The organism is Pseudomonas medicaginis (assembly GCF_965119365.1).
Taxonomy (GTDB): Bacteria; Pseudomonadota; Gammaproteobacteria; order Pseudomonadales; family Pseudomonadaceae; genus Aquipseudomonas.
In genome coordinates, this window is sequence record NZ_OZ221631.1 from 3,935,082 (window position 1) to 3,951,326 (window position 16,245).

The 16,245-nt window shown below is 57.1% G+C and carries 16 protein-coding genes; 12 read left to right on the top strand and 4 right to left on the bottom strand.

Features of this window, described 5'->3' with window-relative positions:
* The first annotated feature begins 32 nt into the window (after nt 1-32).
* The 3 genes from ACMTA2_RS17335 (at nt 33) to ACMTA2_RS17345 (ending at nt 2,299) form a co-directional block, all read left to right on the top strand.
* Nucleotides 33-1,265, top strand: a complete 1,233-nt coding sequence (locus tag ACMTA2_RS17335; RefSeq protein WP_413790970.1) for a cytochrome P450 — start codon at nt 33-35, stop codon at nt 1,263-1,265.
* A 144-nt stretch (nt 1,266-1,409) separates the two neighbouring features.
* Nucleotides 1,410-1,901, top strand: a complete 492-nt coding sequence (locus tag ACMTA2_RS17340) for an SDR family oxidoreductase (protein WP_413790971.1) — start codon at nt 1,410-1,412, stop codon at nt 1,899-1,901.
* Complete coding sequence (locus ACMTA2_RS17345) at nt 1,898-2,299, top strand: nuclear transport factor 2 family protein (protein WP_413790972.1); 402 nt, start codon at nt 1,898-1,900, stop codon at nt 2,297-2,299. Before ACMTA2_RS17340 ends, ACMTA2_RS17345 begins: the two co-directional genes overlap by 4 nt.
* A gap of 130 nt (nt 2,300-2,429) precedes the next feature.
* Here ACMTA2_RS17345 and ACMTA2_RS17350 read toward each other — a convergent pair whose 3' ends face one another.
* Nucleotides 2,430-3,059 (bottom strand): TetR family transcriptional regulator, encoded by a 630-nt coding sequence (locus ACMTA2_RS17350; protein WP_413790973.1) that lies wholly within the window; start codon nt 3,057-3,059, stop codon nt 2,430-2,432.
* Between the two features lie 94 nt (nt 3,060-3,153).
* Entirely contained in the window at nt 3,154-3,654 is a 501-nt protein-coding gene (locus ACMTA2_RS17355; protein WP_413790974.1) for a hypothetical protein, read from the bottom strand.
* A gap of 401 nt (nt 3,655-4,055) precedes the next feature.
* Between ACMTA2_RS17355 and ACMTA2_RS17360 the strand changes: the two genes are divergently transcribed.
* From ACMTA2_RS17360 to ACMTA2_RS17385, 6 genes are all read left to right on the top strand, one after another.
* A complete protein-coding gene (locus ACMTA2_RS17360) occupies nt 4,056-4,934 on the top strand; it encodes an SDR family NAD(P)-dependent oxidoreductase (protein ID WP_413790975.1) in 879 nt (292 codons plus the stop codon).
* A 150-nt stretch (nt 4,935-5,084) separates the two neighbouring features.
* Complete coding sequence (locus ACMTA2_RS17365; protein WP_413790976.1) at nt 5,085-6,374, top strand: amidohydrolase family protein; 1,290 nt, start codon at nt 5,085-5,087, stop codon at nt 6,372-6,374.
* A gap of 36 nt (nt 6,375-6,410) precedes the next feature.
* Nucleotides 6,411-7,889 (top strand): aldehyde dehydrogenase family protein, encoded by a 1,479-nt coding sequence (locus ACMTA2_RS17370; RefSeq protein ID WP_413790977.1) that lies wholly within the window; start codon nt 6,411-6,413, stop codon nt 7,887-7,889.
* 168 nt (nt 7,890-8,057) lie between these two features.
* Nucleotides 8,058-9,029, top strand: coding sequence for an NAD(P)H-dependent flavin oxidoreductase (locus tag ACMTA2_RS17375; RefSeq protein WP_413795675.1), 972 nt, complete (start codon nt 8,058-8,060; stop codon nt 9,027-9,029).
* A gap of 29 nt (nt 9,030-9,058) precedes the next feature.
* Complete coding sequence (locus tag ACMTA2_RS17380; RefSeq protein WP_413790978.1) at nt 9,059-10,195, top strand: thiolase family protein; 1,137 nt, start codon at nt 9,059-9,061, stop codon at nt 10,193-10,195.
* On the top strand, nt 10,192-12,486 hold the full coding sequence (locus tag ACMTA2_RS17385) for a 3-hydroxyacyl-CoA dehydrogenase/enoyl-CoA hydratase family protein (RefSeq protein ID WP_413790979.1): 2,295 nt from the start codon (nt 10,192-10,194) through the stop codon (nt 12,484-12,486). Before ACMTA2_RS17380 ends, ACMTA2_RS17385 begins: the two co-directional genes overlap by 4 nt.
* Before the next feature lie 283 nt (nt 12,487-12,769).
* On the opposite strand, the gene ACMTA2_RS17390 is transcribed toward ACMTA2_RS17385, so the two are convergent.
* Together ACMTA2_RS17390 and ACMTA2_RS17395 are read right to left on the bottom strand one after the other, a co-directional pair.
* Nucleotides 12,770-13,450, bottom strand: a complete 681-nt coding sequence (locus ACMTA2_RS17390; RefSeq protein ID WP_413790980.1) for an SDR family NAD(P)-dependent oxidoreductase — start codon at nt 13,448-13,450, stop codon at nt 12,770-12,772.
* Nucleotides 13,451-13,498: 48 nt separating this feature from the next.
* Nucleotides 13,499-13,705, bottom strand: a complete 207-nt coding sequence (locus ACMTA2_RS17395) for a ferredoxin (protein ID WP_413790981.1) — start codon at nt 13,703-13,705, stop codon at nt 13,499-13,501.
* A 193-nt stretch (nt 13,706-13,898) separates the two neighbouring features.
* Between ACMTA2_RS17395 and ACMTA2_RS17400 the strand changes: the two genes are divergently transcribed.
* From ACMTA2_RS17400 to ACMTA2_RS17410, 3 genes are read left to right on the top strand one after another with little or no spacing between them, the layout of a single operon-like run.
* Nucleotides 13,899-14,648, top strand: a complete 750-nt coding sequence (locus ACMTA2_RS17400) for an SDR family oxidoreductase (protein WP_413790982.1) — start codon at nt 13,899-13,901, stop codon at nt 14,646-14,648.
* A gap of 37 nt (nt 14,649-14,685) precedes the next feature.
* Complete coding sequence (locus ACMTA2_RS17405) at nt 14,686-15,435, top strand: SDR family oxidoreductase (protein ID WP_413790983.1); 750 nt, start codon at nt 14,686-14,688, stop codon at nt 15,433-15,435.
* A gap of 35 nt (nt 15,436-15,470) precedes the next feature.
* Nucleotides 15,471-16,196: a DUF2889 domain-containing protein gene (locus ACMTA2_RS17410; RefSeq protein ID WP_413790984.1), complete on the top strand. Its 726-nt coding sequence runs from the start codon at nt 15,471-15,473 to the stop codon at nt 16,194-16,196.
* Nucleotides 16,197-16,245: the final 49 nt, after the last annotated feature.

The following is a 16,245-nucleotide window of genomic DNA, read 5'->3' on the forward strand; positions in this document are numbered from 1 at the left end:
ACACAATAAAAACAATAACGATTGGTTGGTAAATGAGGGCTTTCATTGTGAATAGCGCATTTCCTGCACACGTTCCACCGGAGTTGGTACTGGATGTTAAATGGTACGGTCTGGAAGATGCCGATGGCGATCCCAATGCCAACTTGGCCAAGCTGCACGGTGGTCGAGAATTGTTCTATATCCCCAAGAATGACCGTAATCCATATGGGACTTGGGTGCTGACACGATACGATGATATTCAGAAAGTGTTTGGTGATACACAGAACTTTACCAGTAACTATATTTCTGGTTTCAGTTTGTTGGCGGGCGTCGATCAACTGTTGATCCCGGTTGAACTGGATCCGCCTGATCACACGCAATATAAAACCTTTTTGATGCCTTACTTTTCCCGCGCAAGAATTCTGGCGTTGGAACCCGTGATGCGCCAGGGCGTCGACTCTGTGATTGACGAAATCATCGATTCTGGCGAAGCCGACATCGTTCCTTGCGGCTACAAGATGATGGCTGCGGTCTGGTGCGAGTTAGTCGGCGCGCCGATCGAAAAGTCCGACCTGTACATCCGTTTTCTGTTCCAGGTCATTCATCAATATGACCCGATGATCCGTTTTGCATGCGCCCGTGAAATGCTCGATGCCATGAAGGACCTCTACCACGCCAACAAGGGCAAACCGGGCAAGGGCTTGATCAACGCGTTCGTTAACCGTCAGGTGGATGGGCATTCGCCAAGCGAGGCGGAATGCTCAGGTTTCATTTTGTTCATGTTCCTCGCCGGTATGGACACCATGGGTTCCAGTACAGCGTGGATTCTGCGGTATCTAGCACAGAATCCTGATCGCCGTCAGGCGTTGCGTGATAACCCGCAATCGATCCCTACATTCGTCGAAGAAATGCTCCGTCGTTACTCGATCGTGTCGACCAACCGTTTCGTCAAACAGGATGTGGTTATCAGGGGCGTCACGCTGAAAAAGGGTGACAACGTCTTGCTGTCGACGCCGATGGCGTGCATGGACGCAGAAAAATTCGAATGTCCGCAGAGCGTCGACACCGAGCGCACCGCGCGTCACATCGCGTTTGGTTTCGGTCCGCATTTCTGCATCGGCGCCGCGGTAGCAAGAGCTCAGCTCCCGATCATGGTAGAGACATGGCTGCAGCGCATTCCGGACTTCCAGGTAAAGCCAGGGGTAGCGCTGACCGCCCATGTCGGCGATGTCATTGGCCTGGATGCTCTGCCGCTGGTGTGGCCTGTGCCGAGCAAAGTGGTTTAAGCAAACATCCTCGGAAGATCAAGCTGTGAAAATCATTGTCGTGGGTATGGGCATCATCGGAACGGCGGTCGCCGACCTGTTATCCAAAGATCATGAGGTGCGACGCGCCAGTCGCAATGCCGGCGATCTGCGAGTGGATGCCACTTGCTGGCGTCCATTGACGCGTTTTATGACGCGGCAGGCGCGTTTGATGCGTTGGTTGTCGCCATCGGTACCGGGCAGGTTTATGTGCCTTTCTGGGAGCTTGATCCAGAGGACTATCTGGCTACCTGGGACAGTCGAGTCATGACTCAGGTCAGCCTGGTTCGCAGGGGTGTCCACCGAATCAGCGATGGTGGCTCTTTCACGCTGTCCAGCGGCTTCATGAACAAGAATCCGATCCATGGCTTCTCCGCGATCACGACGACCAATGGGGCCATTGATGGCTTCGTTGGAGGGGCCGCCAAGGACATGCAGCGTGGCATTCGTATCAACGGTGTCAGCGCCACGTTCGTCCGCGAAACCATGCTGGCGAGGGGCATGACCGAGTTCGGCGGGCTTGAGGTAGTGAGTGCCGTGGACACCGCCCGGGCGTACAAGGCGTCGGTTGAAGGCACGCAGTCCGGCACCGATATCATGACGAGGGACTTCCTGTGATTACCGATTCGGTGAGCATCGCTCGGTTGAGTACGAGGCTGGACCTGCTGGAGGCGGAGCGGGAAATCATCGATACCATTCAGCGCTACTCGACGGTGATGGACGACGGGCTGGATGAAGAGTGGCTGGACTGTTTCACTGCGGACGGGTTGTTTGAAGTAAAGACGAGAATTGGTATTGCATTCGAAGTACGTGGTCATGATGCACTTCGACCCTTCATCGTCGGGCACACCAAAGCGCCTCATCGCTGGCACAAGCATCTCACAGCGGCTTATCGGATTCAGATAACGGGCAACAGTGCCACAGTGCAAAGCACTATCGTGCGTATAGACAGCGACGATGACGACGTTCCCAAGGTGTGGGGTGTTCGGTCGTTACCAGGACTTGATGGTTCGTGAAGAGCGCTGGCGTTTTCGGCGTCGCACCATTTCACTTGAGGGCATCCATCCCACTCAGGTGGAGATCATGAAAGGGGCGGGGCTGATCCCCTCGTAAAGAGGGCACGGCGGCATTCATCGCAATGATGCGTCATGCTGCGCATGCAGTGTTGTCGACAAAGCGCTTGATCAGCATCTCTACGGTCTGCGGCACTTGCGCCAGGTCTATGTCTACCTGATCCAGCAGCCACTCGTAGATCATACCGGTGAGCAGCGCTTTGACTGCAGTGGCGGCGGCAGGGATGTTGCGGTGCGGGCTGCCGTTGGCGTTCTGAAAGCGCCAACTGAGCGCCGCAATCAGCCAGGTCTTGATCCGATTCAGAATCTCCGTCAGGCGGCAATAGACATGACGGTTGTCGGCAACCAGTTCCGTACGGTGCAGCAGGATTAGCATTACTCGGTGGAGGCGGGGGGCGTTGATGATTTCTTGCAGGGTGCCGCTGATGATTTGGCCAAGCTCGCTCAACGAAGGCGCTTCGTTAAGCGAGGCGAAGGTGCCTGGTAGCCGGTCCCAAGGCAACTCCGCGCGCCGCAGCACGGCATCCAATAACTGATATTTGTCGTCGAAGTGCCAATAGATCGCACCGCGTGTCACCCCTGCATGTTCGGCTATTTCTTGAAACGTAGTCTGGGAATAACCTTTTTGGCTAAAGACCGTTTCAGCAGCATCCAACAGCGATTCATAGGTCTTGTCCGCAACTGCCTTGCATTTCCTAGCCATGCAACGGTACTCCGCAACGCTTCCAGCACGATCACCGTAGCGGTGTGTCGGGGGGGGGGGAGGCGACTTTGATCTTCAGTTTTTCGAGGCCTGGTTACTGCGGCCAGATCGAGGAACCGAAGTTCATATTCAGGGCTTGCCAACGTGCAGCGTTGATAGACGCGAGACCGTAATCTGTCATCGACTGCTCGTAATCATCGACTGCACGAGCTTTGAGCTTAGCGTAGAAATCCACGGAAACGGGTGCATTCATGCTCTTGTCTGGAGACTGAGGCATGAACCAGTCTGCGATCAGGTTGGGCTTGAGCTCTTGCTGGTGCGCAATCTCCTTATCAATTGCACTGATCACACTGTCGTAGCCTCGGTTACCGCTGAGGTGTACCAACTCCTTCTGTTCATGGTCTGCTGTTCTGCGTATTTGTCCGAGCGTCAGGATATTTATATCCACCAACTGCGTCGCGCAATCCACGGTCGCACTTTGCGTGCACATATTGCGGTAACGCTCGACTGCGTTGGTCAGCCGGAAATGGTCGACCGCTTCACAGCCAGCAAGCGACAAGCCTAACGACAATACGAGTAAACGTGGAATGACCATCTAATTTGCCTCTTGTTTTTATTTTGAGCCGAATCATCAGGTGCCAGCTCGTCCGACTCCGTAGGCGAGGGCTGAGATCTGTCATGGATATGTATAGATCCACTAGATGAATGATGCAATAAGTTTTTTTTAAACGGTTATTTTTTTGGTTTTTTTCGAAAATCCGACAGCACAGTGTAGGAACTACCCCATCAGCGAGTTCTGTATTCTGAAATACCCTTTAAACCCATTATTTAGAGCGGTTTATAAGACTTTTTGTTAGTGTTTGTCGGGTGTGGAAAACAGCTGAAATAACCCTCGGTCAGGGGTTTTTGTCGTCGAAAGTACATCTTGATCATATGGTTAATCTAGCTTATTCTCGATTTCACCCCTTAGACAAAAACAAGAATCTGGAGGTATGTGTGGATATTCAAGACAAGGCTGCGGTGGTAACAGGCGGAGCCAGTGGCATCGGTCGAGGCATAGCGCTGGCTCTGGCGTGCGCCGGTGCTGATGTGGTGGTCGCCGATATCGATGCGGTCGGCGCCGGCAAGGTGGTCGCCGAGATCCGGGCGCTGGGCCGTCAAGCCGAGCTGTTCGTATACAACGCCGCTAAAGAAGGTGCAGCTCGGGAGCTGGCCGATTTTGCGTTTGGCGTTTTTCCTCACACTGCGCTGATCTTCAATAACGCCGGTGTGGTGATCAGCGGCATGGCCCTGGATACCTCCTTCAAAGACCTGCAGTGGCTGTTCTCGGTCAACGCCTTCGGCGTCTGGAACGGGTCGATGGAGTTTGCGAGTCGATTCATCAAGCAGGGCATTAAGGGCTGGATATGTAATACCTCATCGGAAAACGGCCTGGCGGCTGCCAGCATCGGCACGGCGGCGTATACCGCTTCCAAGCATGCGGTCATGGGCATGACCGAAGCGTTCCGTGACGAGTTCCAGGGGCAGATAGGCTTCAGCGTGGTCTGCCCGGGCATCGTCAAGACCGGCATGTGGGATGCCGGGCGCAACCGCCCCGACGAATTTGGCGGCAAGTTTTCCGGCAACCCGATCAATGCCAAGGCCATGAGCTACGGGCTGGACGCAGAGGAGGCGGGCAGGCTGATCGTGGCTGCTGTGCGCAATGAAGAGTTCTTCATTCTGACGCATCGGCATGTCGTCGACGTCGCCCACAAGCGTTGGACCGAGATTGAATCCGCCACTGAACGACAGTTCCCCGACGCTGCGGATGACCATACGTTGTCGACGATCGAAATCCAGCAACGCGTGATGCGCGAGTACCAGTCCAAGAGCTGATTAACGAATTCCGCAGGCAGGCCCACTCTGGCCCGATTACCGGGCGTCGAGGTGTGCCGGCCTTTGAATTGATGTATCGGTCACTGTGCTGTACTTCCATATCATCGATTACGTCGACAGGCAGTGACGTCCAACCACCCAGGAGTAAACATGAAGACTGAAGATCTGATTCTGATCAGTGTTGATGACCACCTGATTGAACCGCGCGACGTATTCATCAATCACATGCCCAAGTCCATGAAAGATCGAGCCCCGCGTATCGAGACCAAAAATGGCAAGGATTTCTGGGTGTTTGAAGGCAAAGTTTACCCCTCCATCGGCCTGAACGCCGTGGTCGGCCGGCCACCGGAAGAGTACGGAATGGAGCCGACGGCTTACGAGGACTTGCGCCGTGGTTGCTGGGACGTACATGCCCGTGTCGAGGACATGAACGTCAACGGAATCCTGGCCTCGATGTGTTTCCCGACCTTTCCCGCCTTCGCCGGAAACGTGTTTAACGGCACCGCAGACAAGAAAATTGCGCTGGCCGCGATCCAGGCCTACAACGACTGGCACATCCAGGATTGGTGCGGCGAGTATCCGGGCCGCTTCATCCCCCTGATCATTCTGCCGCTGTGGGATGTCAAACTCTGCGTCGAAGAAGTCAAACGCATGGTGCCCCATAACGTTCACGCAGTGTCGTTCCCGGACAGTACCGTATCGTTGAATCTGCCGAGCATTCATGACGCGTGCTGGGATCCGCTGTGGAAGATCTGCGCTGACAATAAAGTGGTGATCTGCACCCATATTGGATCGGGATCAACCCCTCCGCATGCTTCGCCGGATACCCCGATCGATGCCTGGATCGGTACGTTCCCGATGTCGATCGCGGTCAGTGCCGGCGATTGGTTGTACGCCCCAATGTGGAAGAAATTCCCGGATCTGCGCATCGCGCTTTCCGAAGGCGGGATCGGCTGGGTGCCGTACTTCCTGGAGCGTGCAGACTTTACCCATCAGCACCACAGCGCCTGGACCAACGCCGATTTCGGCGTTGAAAAACCGAGCGATGTTTTCAAACGTCATTTCATCACCTGCTTCATCGATGACAAGTTCGGGGTCAAGAACCTGGCTGATGTTGGCATCGACAAGGTGACCTATGAGTGCGACTACCCGCATTCTGACAGCCTGTGGCCGAGAGCGCCGGAAGTGTTTATGGACGGCGTAGCGGGTATCAGCGACGAGGTAATCGACAAGATTTCGCACCTCAATGCAATGCGCGAGTTCTCGTTTGATCCGTTCTCGATCCTCGGTCGCGAAAACTGCACTGTAGGCGCCTTGCGCGCTCAGGCCACCCATGTTGACACCCGCCCTGTAGCCGGCAAGGGCGGAGCCAAGCCTACCGAGGGTGAAAAACGTCCGGTTACCTCAGGCGACGTCAACAAAATGTTTGCCTCGATCTGATCGCCATCGTTGGCGTAGCTGAATGGAATAGAACCTATGTCAGTCACACAGAACAATAAAGCGCTGTACATAAATGGCGAGTGGGTGCCGGTGACAAGTGGCGCCTGTGAACCGGTGGTGAATCCGGCGACAGAGGAGGTCGTCGGGATGGCTCCGGTGGGTGGCAGGGTTGAGGCTGAGGCGGCGATTGCGGCCGCGCGGCAGGCATTCGATCTCGGTCAGTGGGCGCGCTTGAGCGGGGCTCAGCGCGCTATCAAGCTGCAGGCGTTCTACGACGTACTCGTAAGCAAAGGCGACGAAATCCGTTCGCTTATCACCCGCGAGGCGGGTGCGACGATGATCGCCCAGCGCGTGCAATTCGGGATTGCGATGCAACACGCGCAGTTCTTCGTCAACGCCTGCAACCTTGATACGACCAAACCGCTGCCGGTTGAGGTTCACGCCGCGATGGGTGATCACAAGATGCTCGGTGCCGGTGTCACGATACGTGAACCGGTCGGCGTCGTGGTCGCCATCACTCCGTACAACTTTCCGTTCTTCCTTAACGTGTCCAAAGTCTTCCCGGCGCTGGCAGCGGGCAATACCGTCGTGCTCAAGCCCTCGCCCTACACGCCGTTTGCGGCGTTGGTGCTGGCGCAGGCTGCGCATGAGGCTGGGCTGCCTGCCGGGGTGCTGAACGTAATTACAGGCGACAAGGAGGTCGGCGAAATCCTGACAACCGATCCGCGGGTTGACCTCATTACCTTCACCGGCTCGGACAACGTCGGGGCGGCGATTCAGGCGCAAGCGGCACCGACGCTCAAACGCCTGCTGCTGGAACTTGGCGGCAAGTCGGCATTGATCGTTTGCGAGGATGCCAACCTTGATCAGGCAACTGCTGCCGGCGTCATGAACTTTACATGGCATGCCGGCCAAGGCTGCAACCTGACGACTCGGCACCTGGTCCACAATTCGATCCGCGCTCAGTATGTAGAGCGTGTTGCAACCATGGCCAAGGCGATCAAGCTCGGCAATCCAGCAGACCCTGATGTTGGTATGGGCCCGCTGATCCGTGACGCTCAACGTCAACGCGTGGAGTACTACGTTGATGTGGCGCGCAAGGAAGGCGCGGAACTGGTGACAGGTGGCAAGCGTCCGGAGGGCCTGGATAAAGGCTTCTTCTACGAGCCCACCCTGTTCACTGAAGTCGACAACAAGTCGCGGATTGCCCAGGAAGAAGTATTCGGACCTGTGGGCGTAGTCATTGGCTACGACACCGATGAAGAAGCCATCGCCCTAGCCAACGACTCTCAATATGGTCTGGGTGGTGGCATTTTCTCGCAAAATGTCGGTCGCGCCTTCGAGATGGCCAAACACATCCGCACCGGAGAGGTTTATCTCAACGGCGGCTCGGGTGGCATGAGCTCTCACGCCCCGTTTGGCGGCATCAAGCGTTCGGGCTATGGACGTGAGTTCGGCATTGAAGGCCTCAACGAATACACCTATCTGAAGTCGATCGTTTTCCACGCCGGATAACGGGTACGGGGGGCCGACGTCATTGGCCCCCTTTAATTTCAAATGCCGTTCTTGTGCACAGACCGATTTATGTGGTGCGCACCGCTGCCCGTTGCAGTGATAGGCAGGTGTTCAGGGGAGAGTTCCATGTTCCATGCAACTGAAGACACGTATCAGAAAGTACCGGCGATGAAGAATCGAGTCACCGAGATGCTGGGTATTCGTTACCCGATCGTCCAAGGCGGCATGATGTGGGTGGGGCGTGCAGAACTGGCGTCTGCGGTATCCAACGCGGGTGGGCTGGGGCTGCTGACAGCACTGACTCAGCCTACGCCTGAGGCGCTGGCGCTGGAAATCGCGCGCTGCCGTGAGATGACTGATCAGCCGTTTGGCGTGAACCTGACGATCTTGCCCTCGGCCAACCCTCCGCCTTACGAGGCCTACCTGAATGTGATTATCGACAGCGGGATCAAGATCATTGAAACCGCCGGGAGCAGCCCGAAGGAGTTCATCACGCGACTCAAGGCTGCGGGGGTAAAAATCATTCATAAGTGCACGTCGGTGCGCCATGCGCTGTCGGCTGAGCGTAACGGTGTAGACATCATCTCCATCGACGGCTTCGAATGCGCCGGTCATCCAGGTGAAGATGACGTCCCAGGACTGGTGCTGATTCCTGCTGCGGCCCGGAAAATACGCATTCCTTTGTTAGCTTCCGGTGGGATCGGCGACGGTCGCGGACTGGCTGCGGCGCTGGCATTGGGTGCTGAAGGCGTGAACATGGGCACGCGGTTCTGCGCAACGCGCGAGGCGCCGATTCACGACCACATCAAACAACTGCTGGTCAGCAAGACCGAAGTCGATACGAAGTTGATCTTCAGAACGTTGCGCAACACCGGCCGAGTACTGAAGAACGGCATCTCGGAAGAGGTGGTGAGCAAAGAGCAACGTCCTGGCGGCGTGGAATTCAGTGAGATCCACCATCTGGTTGCTGGCGCGCGAGGTCGTGCAGCGCTGGAGTCAGGTGACGTAGAAGGTGGGCTGGTCTGGGCCGGGCAAGTGGTCGGTTTGATCGATGACGTGCCCACGTGCGAGGCGCTGATCCAGGGCATGGTGCTTGAGTGTCAAGAGCGTCTGAGCGCTGCATCCGATTATTTTCGCTGAACCAGCCATTCTTTCATGAGGCGTTGCCAATGAGTCGTGAAGCTTTCATCGCGGGCTATGTTCGTACCCCGTTCACGTTTGCGAAAAAGGGTGGGCTCGCCTCTGTGCGTCCCGATGAGTTGGGCGCACACGTTATTCGTGCCTTGCTGCAACGAACTGGCGTTCCGCCTGACGAAATCGAGGATGTGGTCTGGGGGTGTGCGTTTCCCGAAGGCGAGCAAGGGCTGAATATCGGCCGCATCGTCGGGTTGAGGGCAGGGTTGCCGGTCAGCGTCGCGGGTATGACCGTCAACCGCTGGTGCGGCTCAGCCATTCAGGCGGCACAGATCGCTGCAGGCATGCTGGCGATGAACGCTGGCGACGCGTTTATCGTCGGTGGCACCGAAAGCATGTCGCGTGTGCCCATGATGGGCTTCAACCTCTCGCCGCACCCGGACTGGAGCGCTGAACAAGTCGCCGATTACTGCAATGTCGGAGTGACTGCCGAGCGCGTCGCCCGACAATATGGCTTGAGTCGTGAGGATCAGGACCGTTATGCATTCGCAAGTCATCAGAAGGCATTTCTGGCGCAACAAAGTGGAGCGTTGGCGGCGGAAATCTGCTCCGTCAACGTCGGCGACATTGTGGTCGATCGCGACGGTTGTGTGCGCGAAACCTCGCTTGAAAAACTGGCGTCTTTGAAGCCGGTGTTTCTTGAGGGAGGCAGCGTTACCGCCGGCTCCTCTAGCCCGATGACCGACGGTGCCACTGCGCTGCTGGTGTGTTCGGCTGAGTTCCTGCGTCGCCATCAGCTTGTACCCCTGGCGCGGATTGCCAGCTTTGCAGTCTCTGGCTGCGAGCCAGGGGTCATGGGTATGGGCCCGGTGGAGTCAAGCCGCAAAGCGCTGCGCCGGGCCGGGGTTTCGATCAATGACCTGTGTTCAGTAGAAATGAACGAAGCCTTTGCGTCCCAGGCTGAGGCCTGTCAACGAGAGCTGGCGATTCCTGGCGAAATCCTCAATCGTGATGGCGGTGCATTGGCCCTTGGTCATCCGCTGGGAGCGACCGGCGCGCGTCTGATCGGTAAAGCGGCAATGCTGATGCAGCGCGAGGCCGGGCGATATGCGCTAGCCACGCAATGCATCGGTGGCGGCATGGGAACGGCAATGGTCTTGGAGCGCGCATGAGTACTCAAATTCGCAAAGCCGCGGTGATCGGCGCCGGGGCCATGGGCTCAGGCATCGCTGCGCAATTCGCTAATGCCGGGATCCCAGTGGTGCTGCTGGATATTGCGCCGCCAGGCGTGGCCGATCGCCGTGCACTGGCGAAAGCGGGTGTGCAAAAACAGCTGACCACGGGCGGATTCATGGCGCCCGAGGCGGCGACATGGGTCAAGGTCGGTAATGTCGATGACGACCTAGAGTGGGTCGCAGATGCGGACTGGATTATTGAGGCCATCATCGAAGACATGGCACTCAAGCAGTCGCTTTATAAAAAGATCGAGGCCGTCCGCCAGCCTGGGTCGGTGGTGTCATCCAATACCTCGACGATCACTCGGCGAGCCCTGCTTGAAGGGATGCCAGAAGCATTCAAGCGCGACTTCGTCATCACTCATTTTTTCAATCCGCCGCGGCATATGCAGCTTCTAGAGCTCGTCTGCGGCGACGAAAACCCACCGCAGGTGGTGCAGAAAGTGAGCGCAGCAGGTGCTGCGCAGTTGGGCAAAACCGTAATCACCTGCCGAGACACCGCTGGCTTCATTGCCAACCGGCTTGGATGCTACTGGATGGCAGTCGCCGCGATTGAAGCGATAGACCGCGGCCTGTCTGTCAGCCAGGCGGACGCGGTAGCCGGAAAACCGTTTGGTGTGCCCCGAACCGGTGTCTTCGGCTTGTTCGACCTGGTGGGCATCGACCTGGTGCCCCTGGTGTGGGGCGGACTTATGCGTGCGCTGCCTACGACAGATGGCCTGCAGCATTATGATTTGCCGTCCCATCCGCTGATCCAGCGGATGATCGAACAGGGTATGCATGGTCGCAAGACCCGGCAAGGCTTCTATCGCATGGGCACAGAGGGGCGCAAGAGCCGTTCGATTCTTGACCCTGTCACTATGGAGTACATCGCTGAGCCAGCTGTGGCCGAAGAGTCGCGCACTCTGCGGCAACTGTGCGAAAGCGACTGCGCTGCGGGGCACTATGCGTGGACAGTGTTAAAGCGTGTGCTGACCTACGCCTGCACGGTCGCGCAGGACATTGCTCAGACCCTGGAAGAAATCGACACCGCGTTGGTGCTTGGTTATAGCTGGAAGCTGGGTCCTTTCGCGTTGGCTGACTCTGTCGGTGTCACCTGGATAGCCGAGCGCATGGCGGGCGAAGAGGAACCGGTGCCAAGGTTGCTGCAGACCGCTGTGCAGCGCGGCGGATTTTACCGCACCGAGCGCAGTGAGGTCGCGACGACCGACGGCGCGGCGGTTATGCGGGTACGACCCACGAATTTACTTTCGCTTGATGAAGTAGCCGCGCGTAGCCAGCCGATCAAGCAGAATGCCGGCGCGCAGCTCTGGGATCTGGGCGACGGCGTTGCCTGTCTTGAGTTGAAAACCAGGATGGGCGTTTTTGATCACACGGTCTTCGAAATGATCGCAGAGCTGATCAAAGAGCGGTCTTCAAGTATTCGTGCCTTGGTCATTGCCTCCCGGCATCCAAAAGTATTTTCTGCCGGCGCCGACCTGAGCTTCATTCTGCAAAAGATCACCGACGGCGACTTCGCCGGGCTCGCCCATTTCATCGGCCGCGGACAGCAGGCGTTCCGGGCACTCAAGTTCTCGCCTTTCCCGGTTGTCGCTGCCGTGACAGGCATGGCGTTGGGCGGTGGCTGTGAAATCCTGCTGCACTGTGACGCCATTGTTGCGTACGCGGAACTCAACGCTGGCCTCCCTGAGGTTTCGGTGGGGTTGGTACCTGCGTGGGGTGGTTGTACGCAAATGCTGATTCGTGCCGCTCAGGCCGAGCAGGGGCCCAAAGGGCCGGTTGCAATTGCACAGTCGGTGTTCGATGTCATCAGCTCTGCAGCGATTTCGTCGTCCGGCTTGATGGCAAGGCAGTCCGGAGTGCTGCGATCGCAGGATCAGATCGTCATGAACCGTGATCATGTTTTATTCGAGGCCAAACGGACAGCGGTCAGGCTGGCGGACGCAGGCTATCAGGTACCCGCTGAAACCCTCCTGACATTGCCTGGGCCTTCAGGCCTGGCAGCGATTCGCCTGCGTGTCGACACCGAGCGCAACGCCGGCCGCATCAGTGCAGAGGACGCTGTGATTGCTCATGCCTTGGCCGATGTGCTGACTGGGGGTGAAGGCTGCGATCCATTGTTGCCTGTACCTGAAAGCGTGTTGTACCAGCGCGAGCTCGACGGTTTGCTTGCGCTGGCCACAAGCGCCGGGACTCGGGCGCGCATTGAGCGCTTCATGAGCCGATAAATACTGCGTCGCGGGTTGAAAAAAGCGGTCTTCGACCGCTTTTTTATTTCAGCTTCACTCGCACAGGGGCAAACAAATGCACGTAAGCCAAAGCCGGGGAGGAAGCGGCGAATCCGAATTGAAGCTTTGGAGAAGACCCATGGAGATCAATGGGTCGCCAATTGTCGAATGGCAGCCGGGCTGCAGCACTTCACAATGCTGAACATATAGGAAAAGACGATGGAAATGCTGTGGTCGTAGCCGCAGGCTCATCCTGTACGGATGGACCTGCGGCCGTAGGCGTTTAGCAGCGATTGGTGATGGGAATGATCGCGCCAGTGATGGCACTGGCTGCATCCGAAGCGAGGAACGACATCAAGGCAGCGATTGCCTCAGGCTGCACCCAGCGGCTGACATCCGCGTCCGGCATATCCGCACGGTTCTGCGGGGTGTCGATGATGCTTGGGGCGATTGCGTTGACCGTGATGCCCTGATCTTTCAACTCCTCCGCCAGCGCTTCAGTCAAGCGCGAAACGCCGGACTTGGCACAGGCGTAAGCGCCCATCCCCGCTGCCGCCTTTACCGCCGCTCCAGCGGTAACGTTGATGATGCGTCCGCCTTGTTGGCTTATCGACGGCAGGACGGCCCGGCAGCTGTTCAATGTGGTCTTGACGTTGATCTGAAACATGCGATCCCAGCTTTGGGCAGTGCCGTCCTTTATGGTCTCCCAGCAGAAGCCGCCGGCAATGTTGATCAGCACATCGATGTTGCCAAGCTGACTTTTGATCGAGGCAAAACACCGCTGCGCATCGCTCTCATCACACAGATCGACGCCTCCCAGCGCCAAATAATCATCCTTGAGATGAAATGACGGCTCGACGGCGTAGTCGACCAATGCCACCTTGGCTCCAGCGGTCTGAAATACCTGGCCAACGGCCCACCCCAAAACGCCAAACCCACCTGTAATCACCACGACCTTGTTCATTGATGCTGACTCCATTTGTCGTTCTTGTCGCCCGTTGAGAGGGCTGGATCACTTGGCTTCATCGTCATTGACGATCTGAATGATGCGCTCCGGGCAGGCCCGGGCACCTCGGATGGCCTGGACGTGAAGCTCTGGCGGTATCACCTTGTCGGTGGTGACGATGTAGCCGTTGTCATCTAGTTCATACACTTCAGGCGCGGCGAGCGCACAGCGAGCGTGTCCGACACAGGCACTGGTCTTAACGATTATTTTCATTGTTATACCTCCGTTATTAAGGGCAAAGCACAAAAAAATTATCGACTAGATGATGCAAATGATCAAGATGAAAAAACCATCGCCTAAAAAAGTCGTTTATACCGTCCTCTGGCCCTGTTGACGCTGTGAATGGCAGGTGATACGTTTAGATCACATATATGATCCAGTCAAAAAAAATAAAAAGGATAGGACGATGGGCCAGACACTGTCCGGAAAAGTTGCTGTAGTTACCGGCGCTTCACGAGGCATAGGCAAACGCATAGCCGAGGCATTGATTGGCAGCGGGGCTCGGGTCGGTTTGCTCGCGCGCTCTGCCGAACAGCTTGATCGCGTCCAGGGCGAACTGGGCAATGCTGCAATCGCCGTGGTATGCGATGTAGCCGACCCCGCATCCGTCGATGCCGCATTCGCAGAGGTGGTTCGCCAGTTTGGGCGCATCGACATCCTGATCAACAACGCAGCGGTCTGCCAACTGCAGAAAGTCGAACACGCGACGGATGATGATTTGCGTCGCGAGATCAATGTCAATCTGTTGGGCCCGATCCTGTGCGCGCGTGCAGCAATCCCTCATCTCAGAGCCGCCCAGGGCGGCGACATCGTCAATATTTCCTCAGAATCTACCAGCCTGCCTTTCCCTTACTTGACGGTCTATGCCGCCACCAAGGGCGGGCTCGAGACCTTCAGCAAGGGGCTGCGTTCCGAGCTGCGTCCAGACCGGATCCGGGTCACCATCCTGCGCGCAGGCAACACCGCTGAAAGCAGCATCACTGACACCTGGCCGGAAAATACGGCCAAGGAATTCGCCATGGCTGTCGAAGTGTCCGGGCATCGTGCTTTTACCGGTGCTCCTGCTTCGCCAGTGACCCTGGCTGGCGCACTGATCAACGTGTTGTCGCTTCCAAGGGATGTGAACGTGGATCTGATTGAAGTGCGTTCGCTCTGAAAGTTTGTCATCTGCGGTTCATAACGGAGAACACATCATGCGTTTCAAAGACAAGGTTGCGATTGTGACGGGCGCCGGGCAAGGCATTGGCGAGCACTACGCCAAGCAGTTGGCACAGGAAGGCGCGGCAGTTGTCGTCGCCGAGATCAGCGAGGAAAACGGCCGACGTGTCGCGCAAGAAATCAATGATGCAGGCGGCAAAGCCATCTTTGTGAAAGCGGACGTGTCCAGTGAGTCTTCTGCGGCACAGGTGGCTGAAAAAACCGTTGAAGCATTCGGCGGTATCGATTATCTGCTCAACAATGCCGCTATTTACGCGGGCATGCGCATGGAAAGCGAGCTGACGATCGATCTCGACTATTACAAGCGCTTCATGGACGTAAACCTGCATGGCGCGCTGATCATGACCCGCGCCGTCTACAAACACATGGAGAAGCGTGGAGGCGGTGCCATCGTCAACGGCTCCTCGACCGCCGCGTACATCGGGTATGACTACTATGGGGTTGCCAAGCTGGGTCTCAATGGCCTGACCATGTCGCTTTCCCGGGTACTGGGTCCTATGAACATCCGTATGAACGGCGTTGCTCCAGGTCCGACCGACACCACCGCAACGCAAACCACAGTACCTGGACAAGTGCTGGACAGCGTTGTTTCGCAACTGCCGCTGGCACGCTTGGGCACCACTCAAGACATCGTCAACACCGCCCTGTTTTTGCTCTCCGATGACGCCAGTTGGGTCACCGGTCAGACCTGGTGCGTGGACGGCGGCATGATCCGTCGCCCTTGATCAATTGATGCGGCGGCGCGGGGGTGAGCGAAAACATGGGTGAATTGTTGCGTACGGTCCGCGTCGCTGTTCGACCGAATGCGGTGCGGGCGGTGGTGGAGGACGACTTTCATCATTTCAGGGTGACGGTTCATCACGATGGTGCGGTGGTGACCGAGGTCCATGGAGACACACTCCGGCGTCCTTGGTCCACCTGCCAGGAAGCCGCTGGCCAGCTGCAGCGATTGTGTGGCATGACGTTATCCCGTTGTGCATCTGACGTGGCTCGTCACACAGACAGGCAATTTCAATGCACCCATCTGTTTGATCTGGCGGGATTGGCGGTAGCTTCAGCCACGCGCAATCTGCGAACGCTGCGTTACGACATGCGCGTAACCGATGCAATTGACGGCGCACGTGAGGCGGAGCTCTCGAAAGATGGTCAGCGGATGATTCAATGGTCGCTGCAACAGACCCGGATCATTGGCAGCACCCACTATGACGGCATCGAGCTGCGGGAAGGCTTCGCTGATTGGGCGCTACGCACATTATCTGATGATGAATGCGAGGCTGCATTAACCTTGCGCCGGGCAGTGTTCATTTCCAATGGCCGCAGGGTGGATCTGGATACTCTGACTCACCCACCGTCCACGGCAGGTTGTTTCACCTTGCAGCCCAATCGCGCGCCGCAAGCGGTCAGGATTCTCGGTTCTACCCAAGACTTTACCCATCGTGCCTATCTGCTGACGCAGACGGAAGAAGCGTGGTTGGCATTTGACTGAGCGCTGCTCGGTGATCAACCACAGAATTTCTACTTCAAGGAGGCAGGAC